Source organism: Limibacillus halophilus (assembly GCF_014191775.1).
GTDB lineage: Bacteria > Pseudomonadota > Alphaproteobacteria > Kiloniellales > CECT-8803 > Limibacillus > Limibacillus halophilus.
This window is the reverse complement of the sequence record NZ_JACHXA010000002.1, coordinates 499,747-521,889: the sequence shown is the minus strand read 5'-3', so window position 1 is coordinate 521,889 and position 22,143 is coordinate 499,747. Positions and strand designations below refer to the sequence as shown.

Genomic DNA, 22,143 nt, shown 5'->3' with positions numbered 1-22,143 from the left:
GCCAGATGATCGACCTCTTCTACATGAGTGGGTTCCCGGTGGCGGTGATGGGTCTGGGTAAGTCCGGCATCGCGACTGCCCGCTCGCTCATCGCTTCCGGAGCCGAAGTGCGGGCCTGGGATGACAACGAGGATACCCGCGCCGCGGCTCGCGCCGCCGATATTCCGCTGGTCGACCTCTATAAGATGAACTGGGACGAGGTGCCGACGCTGGTGCTCTCGCCGGGCATCCCCGATCGTTATCCAGAACCCCATCCGGTTGCCGCAGCCGCGCGCGCGGCCAATATCGAGATCGTCTGCGATATTGAGTTGCTGGCGCGGGCACAGCGCGAGGCGCGCTACCTTGGTGTCACCGGAACCAATGGTAAATCGACCACCACGGCGTTGATCGGCCATATAATGAGCCTGAGTGGTGCTGCGGTTGAAACGGGCGGCAATCTCGGCACACCTGCTTTGCAACTGGACGCTCTTTATCAGGACGGAACCTATGTCCTGGAACTGTCGAGCTACCAGCTTGAGCGCATTTACTCGATCACCTTCGATACTGCGGTTCTGCTCAACATTTCGCCCGATCATCTGGATCGCCACGGCGGTTTGGAGGGCTACATCGCGGCAAAGAAGCAGATCTTCCGTCGTCAGACCAAGCCGCGCACCGCCGTTATTGGGATCGACGACGATTATTGCCGTGCAATCCACAAAGCGCTCGTAAAGGCGGACGATCAGCGGGTTGTCCCGATCTCTGCGTCGGGCGAAGCCGTTCCGGGTGGGGTCTATGTGCTGGACCGTGTGCTCTACGACGACATGGATGGCGAGGGCTTCCCGGTGCTCAATCTTGATGAGGTACCGAATCTGCCTGGCCGGCATAACTGGCAGAATGCCGCCGCCGCCTACGCGGCTTGCAAGGCGCACGGCGTGCCTGCACCGGTTGCGATTGCCTGTATCCGCTCTTTCCCGGGCCTGGCGCATCGTCAGCAACTGGTGAGTGAGATCGACGGCATCCGCTACATCAACGATTCCAAGGCGACGAACGCCGACGCAGCCGCAAAGGCGCTGGCCTGTTACGACGATATCTATTGGATCCTGGGGGGGCGGGCCAAAGAGGGCGGCCTTGCCGGTCTCGAAGCCTACTACCCGAAGATTGCCCATGCCTTCCTAATCGGCGAATCCGCCGAAACCTTCGCCAAGGAGTTGGAAGGCAAGGTGGCGACGCATTCCTGCGGCGACCTCGCCTCCGCCGTCGTCAAGGCGCAAGCCCTGGCGGCGGCGGAGCGGCGGTCGGCTCCTGTGGTGCTGCTGTCGCCTGCCTGCGCGTCGTTTGACCAGTTCGCGAACTTCGAAGCCCGCGGCAAGGCTTTTATTGACTCGGTCAGGGAGTTGGAGAAAGCAGCCTCAACTGTCGGCTCAAGCCAGGCGGGAGGTGGTCAATGAGCAGCTTCGCCCGCACCGATACGAGCATCCTGGGTCGTTGGTGGTGGACCGTCGACCGTTGGACTTTGCTCGCGCTGGGCGTGCTGATGATCTTCGGCGTGGTGCTGACGCTGGCCGCATCTCCCGCTGCTGGCGGTCGCATCGGGCTGGATGGATTCCATCTAGCCAAGCGCCAACTCGTACTGGTGCCGCTGGCGGCAGCCATCCTGGTAGGAACCTCGCTCCTCAGCGTGAAGTGGGTGCGGCGCGTTGCCGTCCTTGGGTTCCTGGGGACCATTGCCGTGCTTGTTGTCACCTTGCTCGTTGGGACCGAGATCAAGGGCGCGGTGCGTTGGATTTCAATCGCAGGCTTCTCCTTGCAGCCTTCCGAGTTCATTAAGCCGACCTTCGCGGTTACAGCAGCCTGGATGTTCGCGGCAGCCAAGGATGAGGAAAACTCGATCCCGGGCACTTGGATATCGGCCTTTCTCTACACCGTGGTCGTGGCTTTGCTACTGGCGCAGCCGGATCTCGGCCAGACCGTCGTGGTGACCGCAGTTTGGGCCGGGCAGTTCTTCCTGGCCGGATTGCCCTTGATCCTGGTGGCCGGCCTCATTGTTCTGGGGGTGGTCGGTCTGATCGGCGCCTACTTCATGCTGCCGCACGTGACCGTGCGCATCGATGCATTCTTTGATCCGCAAGCGGGTGATCGCTTTCAAATCAACCGGTCGCTCGAAGCCTTCATGAACGGTGGATTGCTGGGGCGTGGGCCGGGCGAGGGAACAATCAAGAATTCGCTCCCGGATTCTCATTCCGACTTCATCTTTGCCGTTGCTGGCGAGGAATTCGGGGCATTGGTTTGCCTGTTCATTGTGGCGCTGTTCGCTGTGGTCGTACTTCGCGGTATGTCGCGCATCTGGGGTGAAAACAGCCTTTTCGTGATGCTGGCAGCAGCCGGTTTGGTCTTCCAGTTCGGGCTTCAGGCACTGATCAATATGGGGTCGACTTTGCACCTCATGCCCACGAAGGGCATGACCCTGCCCTTTATCTCTTATGGGGGGTCATCGCTCCTCGCACTGGCTTTTGGCATGGGCATGCTGTTGGCGCTGACACGCCGACGCTCCTCTTTGGAGGAGAACCTATGAGCGCCCAACGCCAAAAACTCGCGGTTCTCGCGGCTGGCGGCACGGGCGGCCACATGTTCCCGGCTCGCGCGCTGGCCGAGCAACTGCTGGGACACGGCTGGCGGGTCGCCCTGTTGACCGATCAGCGCGGCGGCGGTTTCGGTGCCGGGTTCGAGGATACCGTGGAGACGCGTCATCTGCGTTCCGGCGCGCTTGCAGGGGGCGACTTCCTGGCCAAGGCAAAGGGTGCCTTCAATCTGGCAATTGGCACGCTTCAGGCCTTTCTTTATCTAGTAAGGCGCCGGCCCGATGCGGTCGTGGGCTTCGGCGGCTATGCATCTGTACCTCCCGTGCTGGTGGGCGGATATCTACGCTGCCCGATCGTTCTCCATGAACAGAATGCGGTGGCCGGGCGCGCCAATCGCTTCCTGGCGGCAAAAGCACACGCCATAGCGACCTGCTTCGAACAAGTTAAGGGCTTCGACGAGCGCGAAAGCGGCAAAACCGTGTTGACCGGCAATCCCGTGCGTCCCGCTATTGCCGCGCTGCGTGCGGCGCCCTATCGCGCACCAGGCGCGGATGGGCCGTTGCATCTACTGGTCATCGGCGGCAGCCAGGGAGCGACCATCTTGAACGAGGCCGTCCCGGACGCGATCGAACGCCTGCCGGAATCCCAACGGCATCGGCTTCACATCGCCCAGCAGGTTCGCGGCAACGGTCTTGAAGAGATTGCGGCACGCTATGCCGCCTGCGGGGTGACCGCTGATCTGCGCTCCTTCTTTGACGATATGCCCGAGCAGTTGGCCAAGGCACACCTGGTAATCGCGCGGGCCGGCGCGTCGACCATCGCTGAGTTGTCGATTGCCGGTCGACCGGCAATCCTGGTGCCCTATCCTTTTGCCGCCGACGATCACCAGGCGGCAAATGCACGCAGCCTATCGATGGCGGGGGGCGCTTGGTTGCTAGCGCAATCCAATCTCTCCGGTCCGCATTTGGCGGAGCGCCTGGAAACCCTGCTGTCGGCTCCCGAAACATTGACAAACGCCGCGTCGGCGGCGAGGTCCTTTGGCCAGGAACGAGCGGCCGAGCGTCTCGCTGCAGTGGTGTTTAGCGCGACCGGCCTGGTGCCGGATCAGAACGATTCCGCTCCCCAGACTCGAGAGGAGGATGCCGCATGAGGGCCATGCCTCTCGATATCGGGACGGTGCACTTCGTCGGGATCGGCGGAATCGGCATGAGTGGAATAGCCGAGATCCTCCATAATCTTGGCTATCAGGTTCGGGGATCCGATATCGCCGAGAATGCAAACGTCGCCCGCCTTCGCAAGCTGGGCATTGAGGTGGTCATCGGCCATCGTGCCGAGAACGTCGAAGACATCCAGGTTCTGGTTGTTTCTTCCGCGATCAAGGCTGACAACCCAGAGCTCAAAGCGGCACGCGCGCGCTTTGTACCTGTTGTGCGCCGGGCCGAGATGCTTGGTGAATTGATGCGGTTGAAGTGGTCGATTGCGGTTGGCGGAACCCACGGCAAGACGACGACGACCTCGCTGGTCGCAGGATTGTTGGACGGCGCCGAGTTCGATCCGACCGTCATTAACGGGGGCATCATCAACGCCTATGGCACCAACGCGCGCTTGGGACAGGGCGAATGGCTGGTTGCCGAGGCCGATGAGAGCGACGGCAGTTTCGTGAAGCTGCCTGCCACCATCGCCGTGGTCACCAATATCGATCCGGAACACCTGGACTACTACGGCTCGGTGGAGTCGTTGCACGAGGCATTCGAGAGCTTTGTCTCCAACGTGCCCTTCTACGGTTTCGCGGTCGTCTGTATCGACCATCCGCAGGTGCAGGCTTTGATCGGTCAGGTCACCGACCGCCGCCTAATTACCTATGGATTCTCGCCGCAAGCGGAAGTTCGTGGTGAGAATCTGCGCAGCGACAGCAACGGCCAGATTTTCGATGTTACCGTCAGCGACCGCGTGACCGGACAGGAAACCAAGATCAGCAGTCTGCATCTGCCGATGTTTGGGAAGCACAATGTTTCAAACGCCTTGGCTGCGATCGCCGTGGCCTTGGAGATGGGCATTGATTCCGAGGTGGTGCGCAAGAGCCTTGCTGTCTTTAGCGGCGTGAAGCGGCGCTTCACCAAAACCGGCGAGTCCGGTGGCATCACGGTGATCGACGACTACGGGCATCATCCGGTCGAGATCGCCGCGGTTCTCCAAGCCGCGCGCGCCGCTACCAAGGGGCGCGTCATCGCGGTGGTGCAGCCGCATCGCTACAGCCGCCTTGCCAACCTCTTCGCTGATTTCTGCACCTGCTTTAACGATGCGGATCATGTCGTCGTGGCCGACGTATATGCCGCTGGCGAAGAACCCATCGAAGGGGCGAGTAAGGATGCGCTCGTCGAAGGACTTCATGACCGCGGGCACCGGCACGTAACCGCGCTTTCAGGCCCCGAGGCTTTGCCGGAGACGATCAAAGCCATTGCCCGTCCCGGCGACCTGGTGGTTTGCCTAGGTGCCGGCAACATTACTGCCTGGGCCCAGAGCTTGCCGCAGCAACTGGAGGCTTTTCAAAGCCGGGAGGCGGTCCGATGAACGCCGCTCTCCGCAGTCCACAGCCACCCTTGATCGAGCGTTTGCCCGAAGTGCGCGGCCGTGTCACCGCGGACGCCCCTTTGGACCGCATTACGTGGTTCCGTGTCGGAGGCTGTGCCGAAGTGATGTTCAAGCCCGCCGACATGGAAGATCTGGCAATGTTCTTGAAGGGGCTGCCGATCGATGTGCCGGTGACGGTAATGGGCGTTGGGTCCAACCTTTTGGTTCGTGACGGCGGTGTGCCCGGTGTTCTGATTCGCCTGGGCGCCGCTTTCGCCAAGATGCGGGCCTTGGATGATTACGTCCTGGAGGCGGGGGCTGCCGCGCTCGATCTGACGGTGGCCAAGGCCGCGCACGCCGCATCGATTGCGGGACTGGAATTTTTCTGCGGTGTGCCCGGAACTTTGGGTGGGGCGCTGCGCATGAATGCCGGGGCCTACAACAGCGAGACTAAGGATGTCCTGATTGAAGCCGAGGCGATTGATCGTCGCGGCAGGATTCACCGGGTAACGCCTTGCGACCTGGGCATGTCCTACCGTCACAGCGATGCGCCTGCGGATTGGATTTTTACCCGCGCTTGGTTGCAGGGACGCCCGGGAGATCCCCAGGTCATCGGCGGCATGATGGCGACTATCCAGGCGCAACGCGAAGAGAGTCAGCCGGTCAAAACCAGGACCGGTGGCTCCACCTTCAAGAATCCAGTCGGGCTCAAGGCATGGCAGCTTATCGATGCCGCGGGTTGTCGCGGACTTCGCATGGGCGCTGCCCAGGTGTCGGAGATGCACTGCAACTTCCTGATCAACACCGGCGGCGCGACGGCGGCCGAGTTGGAAGGCCTCGGCGAAGAGGTGAGACGGCGGGTAAAGGAATCAAGCGGCGTCGATCTGGAGTGGGAAATTCGCCGGATCGGCGTGGCGGCGAAAGGAGGTGCGCGATGAACGTGCATCGCGTCGCCGTCCTGTTGGGAGGTCGCTCCGCAGAGCGTGAGGTTTCCCTTGTCAGCGGTAAGGCCTGTGCCAAGGCACTGCGTGAACGCGGCCATGATGTTCTGGAAATCGATCCGCGTGATGGCGTGGCGGAAATGGTTTCGGCTCTCCAGCCAAAACCCGATGTCGTCTTCAATGCGCTGCACGGCCATTGGGGTGAGGATGGCTGCGTGCAGGGGCTGCTTGAACTGCTCGACATTCCCTACACCCATTCCGGTGTCCTTGCCTCGGCGTTGGCGATGGATAAGGGCGTCGCGAAGAAGTCCTTCGTTGCAGCGGGATTGCCGGTCGCCGAAAGCGTCATCGCCAGCCGCGCGGAGGTTCTGGCGGGCGATGTCATGCCGCGTCCCTATGTGGTCAAGCCGGTCGCAGAAGGGTCGAGCGTGGGTGTGGAGATCATCATGCCTGGCGCCAACAGCCTGGTTCTTGATGAAGAGCGTTGGCCCTATGGCGACAAGGTGATGGTGGAGCGCTTTGTTCCGGGTCGGGAGTTGACCGTTGCCGTGATGGGGGAGCGTCCCTTGTCAGTGACTGAAATTCGGCCCCGTCAGGGTTTCTATGACTACACCGCCAAGTACACCGATGGAAAAGCCGACCATCTTTTGCCGGCGCCTCTCAAGAACGGCCTGACGGAAAAGGTCATGGAGATGGCGCTGGTGGCGCATCGCGCATTGGGTTGCCGTGGCGTCAGCCGCGCCGATTTCCGTTTCGACGAAGATCTTGGCGAGGACGGACTCATCATTCTCGAAGTCAATACCCAGCCGGGCATGACCCCGTTGAGCTTGGTGCCGGAGCAGGCGGCTCACGTGGGGATTCCTTTCGGCGAATTGGTCGAGTGGATCGTGGAGGAGGCACTATGTCGAGCATGAACCCCCCGGCCCGTAGCAAGAAACGCGCCTCTGCCAAAACAGGGACGCAGCGGCGCACGGCTGGTTGGCGGTCCCTTTTGACACGCAAGGTTCTGCGGCGCGGCGGAGCCGGGCTCGGAGCTGCTTCGTTGCTGCTCGGCGGCGTGCTGCTTTGGGAATCCGGGGTGCCGCAGCGCGGTTGGGACGAGCTTCGTGTCGAGGTGATGGAGCAGTCGGCTGAGGCGGGGATGGCTCTGCAAGACTTGCTGGTCGTAGGCCGGAACCGGACTTCGCAAGCAGAACTGCTGGCCGCTCTCGATGTGCGGCAGGGACAACCGATCCTGGCCTACGATCTGGCAGACCTCCGCGACAGGCTGGCGGCCTTGCCCTGGGTTGCGGAGGCCTCAGTCGGTCGCCGCTTGCCCGGCAGCCTGGTCATTGAGCTTCGTGAGCGCGAACCGCTCGCGTTGTGGCAGAACCGCGGCAAAGTCACGCTGATCGACCGCAACGGCGAAGCCGTTCCTGTGCGGGATCTCCGACAGTTCGCTGCCTTACCTCTGATCGTCGGCCCGGATGCGCCGGGTCACGCGGGTCAACTCGTGCACCTGCTCGATAGCGAGCCGGACCTGGGGCGTCTCGTCACTGCCGCGGTGCGTGTCGGTGGACGGCGTTGGAACCTCCGCTTACTGGGCGACATCGACGTGCAGCTTCCCGAAAGCGGCGAGAAGGCGGCTTACAGCCAACTCGCGCGTTTGGCGCGTGAACATGGGTTGTTGGAGCGCGACGTCCGCATCATCGACCTCAGATTGCCTGACCGGATGATCTTGCACGGCATTCCGGGTGGCATCGAAGGCGAGCAAGACAGCAAACCCGGTCAAGCGACATGACCGAGATCATACCAAGAGAAAGAAGCAAGCAATGAAGAAGGGCCCAGGCAGCAACCGGAACGGACTTATCGCAGCACTCGATGTCGGTTCGAGCAAGGTTTGTTGTTTCATCGCGCAGACCGGCAGCGGCGGCCAGAGCGCGGCTCCCCGCGTGCTGGGGATTGGCCAGCAGGCCAGTCGTGGCATCAAGAATGGCGCGATTGTCGACATGGAAGCCGCGGAGGTTGCTATCCGCAATGCCGTCCATGCCGCCGAACAGATGGCGGGCGACACTATCGAGCGCGTCGTGCTGGGGCTTTCCAGCGGCAAACCGCTGTCGCGACAGATCGCCGTCGAAGTGGCCCTGGATGGGGCACATGTGGGAGACCGGGATCTGCGCCGCGCCCTGAGCCTGGGACATGAACCTAGCTATCTGAACGGGCACATTGGCGAAGGGCGCGAATTGGTTCATTCAATCCCTCTGGCTTATTCGGTCGACGGAAGCCGCGGTATCCGCGATCCGCGCGGCATGGTGGGTGAGCGACTGGGGGTAGATCTTCATTTGGTTACCGCCGGGAGCGGCCCAGTACGAAACCTCGTGAACTGCGTGGAGCGCTGCCATCTGGAAGTCGGTGGCTTTGTGGTCGCGCCCTATGCGTCCGGCCTTTCCGTTCTGGTTGAGGACGAGCGAGATCTTGGCGTTACGCTCATCGACATGGGCGGCGGGACAACCTCCATCGCCGTGTTCTTCGAGGGCAAGGTCATCCATACCGATGTGCTGCCGGTCGGCGGCCTGCACGTCACGACCGACATTGCGCGCGGGCTTTCGACTCCGGTGGCGCATGCCGAGAGAATCAAGACACTCTATGGCCATGCGATTGCCGCCAGTGCCGATGATCGCGAGCTGATCGACGTTCCCCAGGTTGGCGAGTACGACGAGGGATCGGTGCATCAGGTGCCGCGCTCGCTTCTGAACGGAATCATACAACCGCGTCTGGAAGAAACCTTCGAACTGGTGCGCTCGCGCCTGGAGCAAAGCGGCATGTACCGCTTAGGCGGGCGCCGCGTGGTGTTAACCGGCGGGGCCTGCCAACTGCCGGGGGTCAACGATATGGCCGCCCTGATCCTCGATAGGAAGATTCGCATCGGCCGTCCCAGCGGAATTGTCGGTTTGGCTGAGGCGACGGCGGGTCCGGCCCATGCAGTCACTGCCGGGCTTGTGCTCTACGCCATTGAGGCGGAGCGCATTCTGGAGGTGATGCCCCGCGTGCAGGCGCAGGCGGCAGCAGTACAGGACGGCGGAATGACACAACAAGCCGACTTGCCCTTCTTGGGGCGTGTCGGCGGCTGGTTGCGCGAACACTTTTGAGGGTGCGAGCGCGAAATGGCGATCATTGAGGTCCCGATCAAAGCGCCACGGGACGAACGGCAGCCGGAGGACCCGGCTTCAACGAGGAGGCCCCACTTGACGGGGGATTGGAGGAGAAAATGTCTTTGAACCTCAGCGTACCGAAAGATGAACAGGATCATCTGAAGCCGCGCATCACCGTGGTGGGTGTTGGTGGCGCCGGCGGCAATGCCGTTAACAACATGATATCCAGCAAGCTGGAGGGCGTGGAGTTCGTGATTGCGAACACGGACGCTCAGGCCTTGGAGCAGTCGATTTGCGAGCGCCGCATTCAGCTCGGGCGGCATATCACCTCAGGGCTTGGCGCTGGCTCCCGGCCGGACGTCGGTCGTGCGGCTGCCGAGGAAGCCATGGACGAGATTCTTGAGAACCTCGAGGGCTCGAACATGGTGTTCATCACTGCCGGCATGGGCGGCGGCACAGGAACCGGCGCCGCGCCGGTTATTGCCAGAGCCGCTCGCGAAAATGGCATTTTGACTGTCGGCGTGGTGACCAAGCCTTTCCAATTCGAGGGCATTCACCGTATGCGCATGGCCGAGAGTGGGCTCGATGAACTACAGCAGTTCGTCGACACCCTCATCATCATTCCCAACCAAAACCTGTTCCGGGTTTGCGATGAACGCACCACGTTCGCCGATGCTTTCAAGATGGCCGACGACGTGCTGCACTCAGGCGTGCGCGGCGTGACCGACCTGATGATCATGCCGGGTCTCATCAACCTCGACTTTGCAGATATCCGCACAGTCATGTCCGAGATGGGCAAGGCCATGATGGGGACGGGTGAGTCGGAAGGCGACGGCCGTGCTATTGCTGCGTCGGAAGCGGCGATCTCCAACCCGCTGTTGGACGATGTTTCGATGCGCGGGGCAAGAGGCGTGTTGATCAACATCACCGGCGGTATGGACATGACGCTGTTCGAAGTCGATGAAGCGGCCAACCGTATCCGCGAGGAGGTTGATCCCGACGCCAACATCATCTTCGGCTCGACTTTCGATGAATCGATGAACGGCATCATGCGCGTGTCCATCGTCGCCACCGGCATCGATGCGGACGAGGCTCAACGCCCCGTGCCGATCAGTGCGCCGGTTGCAAAAGCGAAGCCGCGCGTAGCGCCGTTGGTCGCGGAGGAAGAGCGGGTTCGTCCTGCCGCTGCGGCATTTGCCCAGGAGCAGGAGGCGGCCGATGCGAACCTGATCGCTGCTGTCGCCGCAATCGAAGAGCCGCAAGAGCAGTTTGACGAACAGGGCACCGAACTGCCCGAACCGGTGGTTGCAGAAGTGGAATCGCAAGAGCCGGTCGATGAGCGTATCCCGGAGCTTGCCGTGGCTGAGGCGGGTCCGGAGTTGGCCGTTGCCGGGCAGCACCAGGACGCGTTCATACCGCCCAAGCCGATGGAGGCGCCGCGGAGGCCGCGTATTCAAGAACAAGCGCGTCGCACTGCCGAACCTTTCGCCGAAGCTGCGATGGCCAATGGAAGCAACGAGGCTGCGTCCCAGCGTCGCAGCAACATCTTCAACAAGATGACGAAGGCGGCGTTGGCTTTCACCGGTGTAGAGCGCAAGGAAGAAGCGGCAACGCTGCGTGAAGTGCCAACTGCGGGACGGCAGGAAGCGGAGCCGAAACTTGCCTCAAGCAGGCGTGAGCCGCAGGTTCACAGGACCGAAGCCAAACCGGAAGCAGCTGCTGGACAGCAGGCAAATCTGTCTGGATTGGACAGCCGCGCCCAACCGGCCGAATCGGAGTTCGAGGATGATCTCTTCGAAATTCCAACCTTCCTGCGGCGTCAGGCTAACTGACGTCCTGGTCCGTAAAGTTTGAGGGGGCCTAGTGACCCGCCTGCCGTTAGGTTTATAATCCAAGCGGCAGGCGGGTCATTTTATTCAATGAAGTGAATATCTTGACCTTTTTCAAGCTGTGGTCTTTGAGGCCGCGCAACAACTTGCAACAAAGATTGATTTCCCTTTGAAGTTGAGAACTCTTAGTTATCTCTTAAGCAACAACGGGCAATTATAGGCTCGATGCTATAAAAGTTTGGGGGGTGCGGTTCTGAAAAACCCGCAGAAAAGGAATGCTTGATAGGGTGACAGTTTCTCAATGCACATTAAAGAATCCCATTCATTGCTCGGGCGTTGGTGTGCACAGCGGACAATCCGTTGCCATGACCTTGCGCCCTGCGGCGCCCGATTCGGGAATCATCTTTCGACGCACTAAATTGAGCCAAGGAAGCGCTGACGTTCCGGCGCTTTGGAGCAATGCGGTCATCACGCCCCTTTGCACCACCATCGAGGCTTATGGCGTTCGAATTGCGACGATCGAACATCTGATGGCCGCGCTCTATGCGAGCGGTATCGACAATGTCCTGATCGAGCTTGATGCCGACGAAGTGCCGATCATGGATGGAAGCTCCGCGCCATTTCTCTCGCTTATCGCCAGCGCTGGCCGCGTGCGCCAGGCGCTGACCCGTAAAGCAATTCGAATTCTCAAGGAAGTGCGCGTCGAGGACCCTGATCGATGGGCATCCTTGTCGCCATCGGACAAAGGTCTGACGATCAACCTGGAGATCGACTTCGAGAGCCGCGCAATCGGCAATCAGGTCTGGTCCGGTGCGATCACTGAGGAATGTTTCAGGCACGAACTTGCTCAGGCGCGAACCTTCGGCTTCCTTCAGGAGGTCGAAATGCTTCGCCGTATGGGTTTCGCCCGAGGTGGCTCGCTTGAAAACGCCATCGTCATCGATGATGACAGAATCCTGAATGAGGGCGGTTTACGGTACAGCGACGAGTTCGTCCGTCATAAGGTACTCGATTCGATTGGCGATCTTTACCTGATGGGCGCTCCGGTCATCGGGCATTTCACGGGTGTGCGGACGGGACATGCGCTGAATCTGCGTTTGCTGGATGAAGTTCTCAGCGACTCCGAAGCGTGGGAGTGGGTAGAACTCGTGACCCCAGCCTTGGTTGACGCGCCCATGGGCGCCAGCGGGCAGGTGCTTTCCAGAGCCGTAGCCGGCGCCGCATAAGATTTTTTGCCAATTCAGAGGCAATGAACTGCCAATCATGTCGCGGAGTGGCTTGAGGCACTCCCGGCTTGCTCCTATAGTCTTGCTCCACAGTCTAATCGCCCGAACCTCTGTGGGCTGATGGAGAACCATGACGAAGCGCTACACGACGCCAAAAGCCACTGCCCTGAAGTTGCTGCTCGCAGTTTTGTTGATGGGACCTCTGCTCGCCGCTTGCGGAAGCGATGACGTCGCCGTGCCTTATGTAGAGCGCCCGGTGGAGGAGCTCTACAATGACGCGATAGCCACCTTGGCCGAAGGCGACGATTACACCATCGCCGCCCAGAAGTTTGAAGAAGTCGAGCGCCAACATCCTTATTCGGTCTGGGCGACTAAAGCGCAGCTGATGGCCGCTTACAGTTACTACCTCAACAATAGTTACGACGAGGCGATCGATGCATTGGATCGGTTCATCGCGCTTCACCCCGGCAGCCCGGACATTGCCTATGCGCATTACCTGAAAGCGCTGTCCTATTACGAGCAGATTTCCGACGTTGAGCGCGATCAGAAGATGACGCGTCTGGCTCTAGAGTCGCTGGAGGAAATCGTTCGCCGCTTCCCGGAGACGGAGTATGCGCGCGATGCAGGTTTGAAAATCGATCTCACCCGTGACCATCTGGCTGGAAAGCACATGGCCATCGGTCGTTACTACCTGCGGCGGAACCAGTATCTGGCGGCAATCAATCGGTTCCGTTTGGTGATCAAGGATTATCAAACCACGACGCACGTTCCAGAAGCCTTGCACAGGTTAGTCGAAGCCAATCTTGCATTGGGGCTGGCCTCCGAAGCGCAATCGACCGCAGCAGTGCTGGGTTACAACTTCCCTGGCAATGATTGGTATCTCGATAGTTATGCCCTGTTGACGGGGCAGGATTTGCGACCCGAAGAGGACAAGGGCTCCTGGATATCCCGGACTTGGAAATCCATTTTCTGATCGACGAGGGGGTGTACAACCCGTTCCATGCTGGCAGGGCTCTCCATCCGCGACGTGGTTCTGATCGACAGACTGGATTTGCAGTTTGAATCGGGATTGGTTGTCCTGACCGGCGAAACCGGGGCAGGAAAATCTATTCTCCTCGATTCTTTGGGATTGGCACTCGGCGAGCGCTCTGATAGCGGGCTCCTCAGACCCGGCGCCGATAAGGCGACGGTGATCGCGTCCTTCGAGGCACCTTTGGACCATCCCTTGTGGCTTTTGTTGGACGAGGGCGGCGTCGAGATCGAACCTGGCGAACCCTTGCTGCTGCGCCGTCAAGTCTCGGCGGATGGGCGCAGCCGTGCGTTCGTCAACGATCAACCGGTGTCGGTCACGCTTTTACGGCAACTGGGCGAATCCCTTGTAGAAGTTCAGGGGCATTTCGAGCAGCGCGGACTTCTGGACCCTAAAACGCATCGCAAGACCCTGGATCTTTTTGGCGGACTGCGGGTCGAGCGAACGGCGGTCGAGCAGGCCTGGGCCCGATGGCAGAACCTCAGAACAACATTCGAAGCCGCGCAAGAGAAACTGGCGAACGCCCGTCGAGACGAGGATTTCCTGCGCCACGCGATTGAGGAACTGGCGCGCATCGATCCACAGGAAGGCGAGGAGGAAGCGCTCGCCGAACGTCGAGCGCTGCTGCTCAATGCAGGGCAGCTCCTAGAGGCCATGCAAGATGCCCTAACCCAACTTGACAGCGCCGAGCGGCCGCTGGCGGCTGCACAGCGTCGTCTTGAGCAAATGTCGGACAAGGCCGCCGGTCGGCTGGACGGCGCGGTCTCGGCTTTGGGGAGAGCTTTGGCGGAGACCGAGGAGGCTCGCGAGACCTTGCAGGCTCTTGCCAGCGACGGCGATTTCGAAGGCGAGGGGCTGCAACAGATCGAAGACCGCTATTTTGCTCTAAAGGACCTCGCTCGCAAGCACAGGGTCGAGGTTTCCGGGCTGTCCGATCTGCACCGCGACATGTCGGAGCAACTGGCGGCTATCGACAGCGGGGATGCGGAGTTGCAGCGGCTGGAGAAGGAATGCGGTTCGGCCGAGGCGCTCTACTGGCAGGCTGCGGATGCTTTGTCGAAACGGCGCAAGACGTCGGCGGAAGCTCTGGATGTTGCCGTGAACGCCGAGTTGCCCCCGCTCAAGCTCGATAAGGCGCGTTTTCGAACAGCGGTGGAAAAACTCGATCCCGACCAAGCTGGGCCGTCGGGTTGTGATCGCGTTGTTTTTGAAGTGGCGACCAATCCAGGCAGTCCGCCGGGCGCTTTGGGCCGTATCGCCTCGGCAGGCGAATTATCCCGTTTTCTATTGGCCCTCAAACTGGTGCTGGCCGAGGCCAGTCCGGTGACGACCCTGGTATTTGACGAGGTGGACAGCGGGGTTGGAGGGGCGACGGCGGCGGCGGTTGGAGATCGCTTGAGCCGTTTGGCGGAGAAGCGGCAGATTCTGGTTGTGACCCACAGCCCCCAAGTCGCATCCCGGGGACGGCAGCACTGGCATGTGGAGAAGCAGGCGGATCAGGCGCAAACCGTGACCAATGTTAGGGTGCTGGATTCGAAAGCGCGTCGTGAGGAGATTGCCCGCATGTTATCCGGCGCCAGCATTACCGAGGAAGCCCGTGCCGCTGCCGCGAAGCTGATCGGAGTGCCCGAATGATCCCCGATGAGAGCGTCAAGGCTATCGAGGACCTGACAGAGCAGGAAGCCCGGCAAGAGCTTGCCCGTTTGGCGGCTCTAATCGCGCATCACGACCGTCTGTACTATCAGTCCGACGCACCGGAAATCAGTGATGCGGCCTATGACGAACTGCGAAAACGCAGCGACGCCATCGAGGCGCGTTTTCCGGCACTCGTTCACGCAGACAGTCCGTCGCAAAAAGTCGGCGCTGCGCCATCGCGCGAGTTTGGATCGGTCACGCACTCGGTTCCCATGTTGTCTTTGGCAAACGCTTTCAGCGACGAGGACGTCGCCGATTTTTTGGCGCGGATCCGGCGTTTCCTTGGATTGTCGGCAGACCGGCCGGTTGCCATCCTCGCTGAACCGAAGATCGATGGACTGTCCTGCTCACTGCGTTACGAAGATGGGCGTTTGGTGAAGGCCGCAACGCGCGGCGATGGAGCCACCGGAGAAGATATCACGTCTAATGTGCGCACTATCGACAGTGTTCCTGAACGCCTGTCCGGTGAGGGTTGGCCGCGGGTGCTGGAAGTCCGGGGCGAGGTTTTCATGCGGCGCCAGGATTTCCAAAGACTGAATGAGCGGCAGGAGGCCCAGGGCAAGGCAAGCTTCAAGAATCCGCGCAATGCGGCTGCGGGGTCGTTGCGTCAACTCGATGCGCAGGTTACCGCGCAGCGGCCTCTGGCTTTCCTAGCTTATGCTTGGGGCGAGGTTTCCGCCCCTCTGGGCGCGACCATGAGTGAGGCGCGGCAGCATATGGCGGATTGGGGTTTTTCCGTTAACGGGCCAGCCGAACTCTGTAACGACGCAGAAGCACTCATCGCCTATCACCGCACAATCTTGGCCGCGCGGCCAGATATGCCGCATGACATCGACGGTGTTGTCTACAAGGTCAATGACCTTTCGCTGCAAGAGCGGTTGGGCTTTGTCAGCCGCGCACCGCGCTGGGCTATCGCGCACAAGTTCCCGGCCGAACGCGCGGAAACTATTCTGCACAAGATTACGATTCAAGTCGGTCGCACCGGCGCCTTGACCCCGGTGGCCAATTTGGAGCCGATAACCGTTGGCGGGGTCGTCGTGTCCCGGGCCACACTTCACAACGAGGACGAGATCGCCCGCAAGGACGTCCGCGAGGGCGATCGGGTCGTTGTTCAGCGTGCCGGCGACGTTATTCCGCAAGTCGTGGAGGTCGTGCAAGACGCGGCCCATGAAGCCCGTCCACTCTATGCATTTCCCGACCACTGCCCCGAATGCGGCAGCCAGGCGATGCGGGAGGAAGACGAAGCGGTTCGGCGCTGTCAGGGCGGGTTGATTTGTCCGGCGCAGGCAAAGGAACGGTTGAAGCATTTCGTCAGCCGCGATGCCTTCGACATAGAAGGGTTGGGCGGCAAGCATATCGAGGCCTTCTGGGAGGAAGGCCTGATCCGCGAGCCTGCGGACATTTTCCGGCTTGCCGAGCATCAGGATCGTTTACGCGGACGTGAAGGTTGGGGCGAGAAGTCGGTGATCAATCTTTTGAACGCCATTGAACAACGCAGCCGGATTACCCTGGACCGCTTCATTTTCGCCCTTGGTATTCGACAGGTAGGGCAGGCGACCGCAAAGCTCCTCGCACACCACTATGGCGACCTCGAGACCTGGCGTCGGGAAATGGCCAAGGCGGCGGAAGGCGATCAGGAGGCCTATGAAGGACTATTGTCGATTGACAGTATCGGTCCGGTCGTTGCCAAGGACCTGATCGGCTTTATTACCGAAGACCATAACAGCAACGCCCTGGACAAGCTGGCCGAGGTTCTGACTATCGATTCTGTCGCCGCGCCATCGCTCGGCGATTCGCCGCTCGCCGGTAAGACGGTGGTCTTTACCGGCACTCTTGAAACGGTGACGCGCAGCGAGGCGAAGGCCCGCGCGGAGGCTCTGGGTGCGAAGGTCGCAGGCTCGGTCTCCAAGAAAACCGATTACGTGGTGGTCGGGCAAGATGCGGGTTCGAAGGCGCGCAAGGCGGTCGAACTGGGGCTGACGGTATTGAGCGAGGAGGAATGGTTGGAACTGACGGGACAGCGGGCATGACCGTAGGTGTTGGGTTGGAGGATATTCAGGCCGCGGCGCGGCGACTAAAGGGCCGTGTGCGCCGCACACCCATTTTGCCGGCAACATTTCAGAAGCAGCCTGTTGGCGCTGGCGATCTGTTTTTGAAGTTGGAGCATCTCCAAGTATCGGGTTCCTTCAAGGCCCGCGGCGCCGTCAACACGCTTCTCAGCCTATCCGATGACGAAATCAAACGCGGTATTTGCACCGCATCGGGCGGCAATCACGGCCTGGCGGTGGCCTATGCAGGTTGGGTGGCGGGGACTAGAGCCGTTGTCTACCTGCCAAGCTCAACGCCTGGACCAAAGGCCGACAAGGTGCGCGCCTGGGGCGCTGAAGTGATCATTGAAGGAGTGGTTTGGGACGAAGCCGACGCAGCCGCGCGCCTGCGCGCGGACGAGGAAGGCATGACATACGTTCCCGCCTTTTCCGATCCTCGTGTCATTGCGGGGCAAGGCACGCTGGGCCTGGAAATACTGGAGGACATAGCCGAGTTGGACACGGTGGTGGTCGCGATCGGTGGCGGTGGACTCATCTCCGGTGTAGCGACCGCCATTAAGGCTTTGCGCCCAGAGATCAGGGTGATCGGGGTCGAGCCAACCGGCGCGCCGACCCTTAAGCGCAGCGTCGAGCAGGGTGCGTTGGTCACGTTGGAGCGTATCGAGACGGCTGCTGGAACGCTGGCACCGCGCACTTCGGCACAGATCAATCTCGATATCATCAAGGAACGGGTCGATAGCTTTGTTTTGGTCAGCGATGCGGAGATGCATGAAGCGGCCCGCTGGCTTTGGTTCGAATATGCGATCGGCAGTGAGTTGGCCGGGGCCGCCTCGGTCGCCGCCATCATGAAGGGCGCTATCGATATGGGCGAAGGCCGACGCGTTGCGGCCATCATTTGCGGTGCGGGCGAGGACGGGATTGTCCGATGAGCGATACTTCGACCGGGCAGGTTGAGAGCGGGACGGTCTTGGCATTGGAGCCCGGCGGCAGTCGGGTCGTGGTGCATCAAGATCAAGGCGGTGAGTACGAACTGATCCATATCCACGATTTTTTCCAGCTAGGCGAGCCCGAGAGGGATGCGTCGGGGCGCGACGTCTTGACCTTCGATTCATCCAGCTTGATGAAGCTAAAAGCCTTAGCCGACGCCTACTCCTTCGATTATGAGGAGGGCTTGATCCTCCTTTGCCTCGACCTGCACCGTTATGCATTGGCAAATCCACGCGAATCCTACAGTTTTCTTGACGACCTCTGAGGTCTCCGAGACAGGTCCAGGCGGTATGCATGCCGGCGGGATATGCCGCAGGCGCGCAGAGGGCATGCGCGATTCTAACTCGACAAAATTGTCGCTTGTCGTCACATTCCCGCCCCATGTCAGCGGTCATTGAAGTTGTCCTTCCGGTCTTCGGTATCATTCTCGCGGGGTTCCTCTGTGGTTGGAGGCGCTTGCTCGGCGAAGACAGCAGTCGCGCCTTGAACGGCTTTGTCTTTTACGTGGCTTTACCGGCGTTGTTTTTCCTCGCCATGGCGCGTCTCGAACTCGACGATCCCTCTCTGGTTCCCTTCACGTTGACATTGACCGGAGCGATGGTCATTCCCTTCGCCTTCATCGTTGTGTTGGCGCGTCAGTTCCTTGGCTATCGCCTGGGCGAGGTCAGTATGCATGGCCTGTCGGGAGTCTTCGCCAATACCGGCTACATGGGAATCCCGCTGCTGCTCACGGCTTACGGTGAGCCTGGGGTGCTGCCGGGTGTCGTGGCGACGGTCTTTAACGGAGCGGTGGTCATCGGTCTTGGAACCGCGGTTATGGAAATCCACCGCAGCGAGAAAAGCGGCTTTCTACCTTTGTTCAAAACCGCTGGCGGCGGTTTGGCCCGCAATCCGCTGGTTCTTTCGGCCGTTGCCGGACTGGTCGTGGGTCAGTTGAAAATTCCCCTACCTGCGGCGTTGGTCACCTTCTGCGAAATTCTGGGGGGCGCGGTTGGTCCTTGCGCTCTTTTCGCCATGGGACTGTTTTTAGTTGGCCGCTCGGTGACACGTGGTGCTTTGGAAGTGGCTTGGCTGACGATCGTGAAGCTGCTGATCTCACCTTTGATTGCTTGGGTTCTGGCATTTCACGTTTTTGATATGGATCCACTGTGGGCGGCGTCCTCGGTGATTCTCTCGGCGCTTCCCTTGGGAGCCCTGGTTTTCATTCTGGCCCAGCAGTACGAAATTTATGTTCAGCGGGCGACCGCAGTCATCCTCGTCTCAACGCTTTGCTCCGTCGTGACCCTTTCCATTGTCATGAATTATCTAGGCGTCGATTAAGACTGATCCGGCGGGTTGGCGAGGAACTCCTGGGTAACCGAAACGGCTTCGGCCAGTCCGACACGCGCCACCGACACGTCCTTGGGGAAGGCGCCCAGTAAGCGTGAGGGCATCATCGGATCGAGCAGCACGAAAACCCCATGATCCCCTGCGCGCCGAATCAAACGTCCAAAGGCTTGCTTGAGCCTTAAACGCGTCAGCATGTCCTCATATCGACGCTTGCCGAAATACTCTCGACGGGCCTTATGCACCAATGAGGGTCGAGGCCAGGGAACGCGGTCGAATACGATGAGGCGAAGAGCACGGCCGGGGACATCGACACCGTCCCGCACGGCATCGGTGCCCAACAAGCAAGAATCCGTTTCGGCGCGGAAGATCTCCACCAATGTCGAGGTATCCAGTCGATCGACGTGCTGTGCATAGAGCGGCAAGCCGCTTTGTTCCAGCGGCCCTGCGATGCGCTCATGGACCGCGCGCAAACGACTGATCGCCGTGAAGAGGCCCAGCGCGCCACCTTGCGAGGCCTGGAACAAAGCCCGGTAAGCGGCGGCGACCTGCGCCATATCATCCTTGCGGACGTCATTGACGATCAGGACCTTGGTTTGCGCGGGATAGTCGAAGGGCGAGGGCATCTGCGCCCGCCACGCCGGCACCTCAAGATGCTGCGTGCCGCTCCTGGCCTCGGCCGCGCGCCAATCATCTTCCACGTCCTCGCTACCGTCCGTCAGCGTGGCCGACGTGATCAGAAGGCCATGCGCCCGGCGATAAACTGCCTCGGCAAGGGGTTTGGTCGGATCTATGAAATGCCGGTGCGCGCCTATATCGAGATCGCGGCCCTCGATTCGCTCGACCAGGAAGCTATCGACGAACTCCTTGGGCGTCACCCCTTCGCGCAGGGCGTCGAGTAGCGCGTTCCAAGCGGCCAGCGGCATGAGGCAGCGGCGCTCCAAACTGCGCACCAGAGCGTCGATGCGCCGTCTCGTTTCGCTTTCCAGGTCTTCGCTATGTTCATCGGAAAGCCGTTTTGCGAGGCTTTTCATAATGCGGCTTAGTGGCTGCGCCAGTTGTGCGAGTGCGGCCTGCAGGCGTTCGGCGGCCGGAATGAGATCGGGGTCAAGCGGATGCGGGCTGCACTCGATGCTATAGGGGTCGCTGACCCGCTCGCTGCGTGCCAGAACCTGGCGGCGAAGCTGCGCCAGGAACCCTTCTACCGGCCCCTGAGGCTCGGCTTCAACGATACGCTTGAGCCACCCTACGGCGGGCAAGGCGCGCGCCGCACGCAGGGCGTCATCCAACCATTCGAGCGCTGCTTGATCGTCGACGATCAGGTCCTCGACCCGCCGCTTCAGACCGCGCAGTCGTCCGGCGCTGCGTCCGCTGGCATCGGCGCCCAGCAGCCAACGCCGTAGTTCGCGTGTTTCCTGGCCGGAGAGGTGAGCGGAAAAAGCGCTATCGGCAGCATCGAAAAGATGATGACCCTCGTCAAAGACGTAACGGGTCGGCAGGCGCTCCTCGTCATTCCCGCCGAGTGCCGCCTGGATCATCACCAGGGCATGATTGGCAATGACAATGCGTGCCCGCTTCGCTCGCCGTACCGACTTCTCGATAAAACAGCGGTTGTAGTGCGGGCAGGCGGAATAGATGCATTCGCCGCGCCGGTCCGTCAGGCCGAGCGTTCTTTGTCTGCCGACGATGTCGGGTAGCCAGCCGGGAAAGTCGCCGCCGACCATATCGCCGTCGCGGCTGTGCGCGACCCAACGCGCCATCAATCCGACCGCCACGATCTCCTGGGGGCGGTTGGCCAACTGGTTCACCGCCTCTTCGAAATTCAGCAGGCAGAGGTAGTTCTCGCGCCCTTTGCGGACGACAACCCGGCGCGACTTCGTCGTCAGGTCCGGATAGAGGCGGCCAAGCTCAGAGTCGATCTGCTGCTGCAGGTTTCGTGTGAAGGTCGATACCCAAACAGTGCCGTCGTTCTTCTCCGCCCAGACGCTTGCGGGCGCCAGGTATCCCAGGGTCTTTCCCACACCTGTTCCGGCCTCCGCCAGAAGCACGTTGGGTTGATCGGCTTCGGCACGTGGCTGGAACACCTCGGCGGCGGCGGCGGCGTAGTCGGCCTGAGCGCTGCGTTGTTCTGCGCCGTCGCCCAGGATATCCCGCAGGCGCTCGCGCGCTTCCTGCGGGCTGACGGCCTGCTGGCCGGGCGGTTGCTCCGGAGCATGCTCGGACCAAGGCGCCAGCCGGTGCCAGCTTTCCAGCGCCCGCTGCACGGCCCTGTCGCCTGTCAGATCGCGATCCTGTCCATACCCCAATGCGGCCAGCACGTAAGGGCCCCAGAGCCACCCTCCACGCGCCATGGTCCAGGCAACTGCCGCCGCCTCCCGGCGATCCTTGGTCTCCATGCCGGCCGCCTCGTTTAGCAGTAGGGCGGCGGCGCGTGGCAGCGATAGAGCCTGTTCAGCCAAATTGGTCGGCAAGTCCTGGCCTAGAGCAATCGCGAGGCCGCGCGGTGTCGGTGCACAGCTTCTGGCCGGGCGGACGAAGGCGAAGAGCTCCAACACGTCATAGGCCGCCAAGCTTTCGAGTCCCAATCGACGTGCGGTGGCCGGCGCATGGCATAGAATGGGTGGTGCTTTGTCGCAACGCCTGCGCGCCTTCAGGCGATCCAGTTCTTCGATCTCGCCGTCGGGCGTCAACCAGATCGCACGCCGAAATCCGGCCACCAGCGCCGCCGTGGGGGGTAGTCCCATGGCGCTGGATCCGGTGTTGGGGGAAACTCCGCTGGAGTCGCTGCGAATCATGGGTTA

17 protein-coding genes are annotated in these 22,143 nt (G+C 61.1%); 16 read left to right on the top strand and 1 reads right to left on the bottom strand.

Annotated features, from left to right (window positions below; all coding sequences use genetic code 11):
- Positions 1-5: 5 nt before the first annotated feature.
- The 16 genes from murD to FHR98_RS05510 all read left to right on the top strand — a co-directional run bounded on the left by murD (position 6) and on the right by FHR98_RS05510 (position 19,336).
- Positions 6-1,427: a UDP-N-acetylmuramoyl-L-alanine--D-glutamate ligase gene (gene murD, locus FHR98_RS05585; protein ID WP_183415643.1), complete on the top strand. Its 1,422-nt coding sequence runs from the start codon at positions 6-8 to the stop codon at positions 1,425-1,427.
- Positions 1,424-2,551: an FtsW/RodA/SpoVE family cell cycle protein gene (locus FHR98_RS05580; RefSeq protein ID WP_183415642.1), complete on the top strand. Its 1,128-nt coding sequence runs from the start codon at positions 1,424-1,426 to the stop codon at positions 2,549-2,551. Before murD ends, FHR98_RS05580 begins: the two co-directional genes overlap by 4 nt.
- Positions 2,548-3,708 carry an undecaprenyldiphospho-muramoylpentapeptide beta-N-acetylglucosaminyltransferase gene (gene murG, locus FHR98_RS05575; RefSeq protein WP_183415641.1) on the top strand — a complete coding sequence of 387 codons (1,161 nt, stop codon included), beginning with the start codon at positions 2,548-2,550 and terminating at the stop codon, positions 3,706-3,708. Before FHR98_RS05580 ends, murG begins: the two co-directional genes overlap by 4 nt.
- On the top strand, positions 3,705-5,129 hold the full coding sequence (gene murC / locus FHR98_RS05570; protein WP_183415640.1) for a UDP-N-acetylmuramate--L-alanine ligase: 1,425 nt from the start codon (positions 3,705-3,707) through the stop codon (positions 5,127-5,129). The genes murG and murC overlap by 4 nt, the downstream gene beginning before the upstream one ends.
- Positions 5,126-6,067, top strand: a complete 942-nt coding sequence (gene murB, locus FHR98_RS05565; protein WP_183415639.1) for a UDP-N-acetylmuramate dehydrogenase — start codon at positions 5,126-5,128, stop codon at positions 6,065-6,067. The genes murC and murB overlap by 4 nt, the downstream gene beginning before the upstream one ends.
- On the top strand, positions 6,064-6,984 hold the full coding sequence (locus tag FHR98_RS05560; protein WP_183415638.1) for a D-alanine--D-alanine ligase: 921 nt from the start codon (positions 6,064-6,066) through the stop codon (positions 6,982-6,984). The genes murB and FHR98_RS05560 overlap by 4 nt, the downstream gene beginning before the upstream one ends.
- The gene (locus FHR98_RS05555) at positions 6,972-7,850 is read left to right on the top strand and encodes a cell division protein FtsQ/DivIB (RefSeq protein WP_183415637.1); all 879 of its coding nucleotides are present in this window, start codon (positions 6,972-6,974) and stop codon (positions 7,848-7,850) included. Before FHR98_RS05560 ends, FHR98_RS05555 begins: the two co-directional genes overlap by 13 nt.
- 31 nt (positions 7,851-7,881) lie before the next feature.
- Complete coding sequence (ftsA, locus tag FHR98_RS05550; RefSeq protein ID WP_183415636.1) at positions 7,882-9,198, top strand: cell division protein FtsA; 1,317 nt, start codon at positions 7,882-7,884, stop codon at positions 9,196-9,198.
- A 119-nt stretch (positions 9,199-9,317) separates the two neighbouring features.
- On the top strand, positions 9,318-11,033 hold the full coding sequence (gene ftsZ, locus FHR98_RS05545; RefSeq protein WP_183415635.1) for a cell division protein FtsZ: 1,716 nt from the start codon (positions 9,318-9,320) through the stop codon (positions 11,031-11,033).
- Between the two features lie 272 nt (positions 11,034-11,305).
- Positions 11,306-12,256, top strand: coding sequence for a UDP-3-O-acyl-N-acetylglucosamine deacetylase (gene lpxC, locus FHR98_RS05540; RefSeq protein ID WP_183415634.1), 951 nt, complete (start codon positions 11,306-11,308; stop codon positions 12,254-12,256).
- A 130-nt stretch (positions 12,257-12,386) separates the two neighbouring features.
- On the top strand, positions 12,387-13,229 hold the full coding sequence (locus FHR98_RS05535; protein WP_183415633.1) for an outer membrane protein assembly factor BamD: 843 nt from the start codon (positions 12,387-12,389) through the stop codon (positions 13,227-13,229).
- A 27-nt stretch (positions 13,230-13,256) separates the two neighbouring features.
- Entirely contained in the window at positions 13,257-14,921 is a 1,665-nt protein-coding gene (recN, locus tag FHR98_RS05530) for a DNA repair protein RecN (RefSeq protein ID WP_183415632.1), read from the top strand.
- Entirely contained in the window at positions 14,918-17,011 is a 2,094-nt protein-coding gene (gene ligA / locus FHR98_RS05525) for an NAD-dependent DNA ligase LigA (RefSeq protein WP_183415631.1), read from the top strand. The genes recN and ligA overlap by 4 nt, the downstream gene beginning before the upstream one ends.
- Positions 16,981-17,958 (top strand): threonine ammonia-lyase, encoded by a 978-nt coding sequence (locus FHR98_RS05520; RefSeq protein ID WP_221205732.1) that lies wholly within the window; start codon positions 16,981-16,983, stop codon positions 17,956-17,958. The genes ligA and FHR98_RS05520 overlap by 31 nt, the downstream gene beginning before the upstream one ends.
- Positions 17,955-18,281 (top strand): hypothetical protein, encoded by a 327-nt coding sequence (locus FHR98_RS05515; RefSeq protein WP_183415629.1) that lies wholly within the window; start codon positions 17,955-17,957, stop codon positions 18,279-18,281. Before FHR98_RS05520 ends, FHR98_RS05515 begins: the two co-directional genes overlap by 4 nt.
- A gap of 116 nt (positions 18,282-18,397) precedes the next feature.
- Positions 18,398-19,336 carry an AEC family transporter gene (locus FHR98_RS05510; RefSeq protein ID WP_183415628.1) on the top strand — a complete coding sequence of 313 codons (939 nt, stop codon included), beginning with the start codon at positions 18,398-18,400 and terminating at the stop codon, positions 19,334-19,336.
- On the opposite strand, the gene FHR98_RS05505 is transcribed toward FHR98_RS05510, so the two are convergent.
- Entirely contained in the window at positions 19,333-22,086 is a 2,754-nt protein-coding gene (locus FHR98_RS05505) for an ATP-dependent DNA helicase (RefSeq protein ID WP_183415627.1), read from the bottom strand. The genes FHR98_RS05510 and FHR98_RS05505 overlap by 4 nt on opposite strands.
- Between the last annotated feature and the right edge of the window lie 57 nt (positions 22,087-22,143).

Bases quoted from the DNA above. Each gene is read 5' to 3' on its own strand.
- lpxC (WP_183415634.1), top strand. From the start codon at position 11,306: ATGCTTGATAGGGTGACAGTTTCTCAATGCACATTAAAGAATCCCATT.
- FHR98_RS05520 (WP_221205732.1), top strand. From the start codon at position 16,981: ATGGTTGGAACTGACGGGACAGCGGGCATGACCGTAGGTGTTGGGTTG.
- ftsA (WP_183415636.1), top strand. From the start codon at position 7,882: ATGAAGAAGGGCCCAGGCAGCAACCGGAACGGACTTATCGCAGCACTC.
- ftsZ (WP_183415635.1), top strand. From the start codon at position 9,318: ATGTCTTTGAACCTCAGCGTACCGAAAGATGAACAGGATCATCTGAAG.
- murC (WP_183415640.1), top strand. From the start codon at position 3,705: ATGAGGGCCATGCCTCTCGATATCGGGACGGTGCACTTCGTCGGGATC.
- FHR98_RS05535 (WP_183415633.1), top strand. From the start codon at position 12,387: ATGACGAAGCGCTACACGACGCCAAAAGCCACTGCCCTGAAGTTGCTG.
- murB (WP_183415639.1), top strand. From the start codon at position 5,126: ATGAACGCCGCTCTCCGCAGTCCACAGCCACCCTTGATCGAGCGTTTG.
- FHR98_RS05560 (WP_183415638.1), top strand. From the start codon at position 6,064: ATGAACGTGCATCGCGTCGCCGTCCTGTTGGGAGGTCGCTCCGCAGAG.
- FHR98_RS05515 (WP_183415629.1), top strand. From the start codon at position 17,955: ATGAGCGATACTTCGACCGGGCAGGTTGAGAGCGGGACGGTCTTGGCA.
- FHR98_RS05580 (WP_183415642.1), top strand. From the start codon at position 1,424: ATGAGCAGCTTCGCCCGCACCGATACGAGCATCCTGGGTCGTTGGTGG.
- recN (WP_183415632.1), top strand. From the start codon at position 13,257: ATGCTGGCAGGGCTCTCCATCCGCGACGTGGTTCTGATCGACAGACTG.
- FHR98_RS05555 (WP_183415637.1), top strand. From the start codon at position 6,972: ATGTCGAGCATGAACCCCCCGGCCCGTAGCAAGAAACGCGCCTCTGCC.
- murD (WP_183415643.1), top strand. From the start codon at position 6: ATGATCGACCTCTTCTACATGAGTGGGTTCCCGGTGGCGGTGATGGGT.
- ligA (WP_183415631.1), top strand. From the start codon at position 14,918: ATGATCCCCGATGAGAGCGTCAAGGCTATCGAGGACCTGACAGAGCAG.
- murG (WP_183415641.1), top strand. From the start codon at position 2,548: ATGAGCGCCCAACGCCAAAAACTCGCGGTTCTCGCGGCTGGCGGCACG.
- FHR98_RS05510 (WP_183415628.1), top strand. From the start codon at position 18,398: ATGTCAGCGGTCATTGAAGTTGTCCTTCCGGTCTTCGGTATCATTCTC.
- FHR98_RS05505 (WP_183415627.1), bottom strand. From the start codon at position 22,086: ATGGGACTACCCCCCACGGCGGCGCTGGTGGCCGGATTTCGGCGTGCG.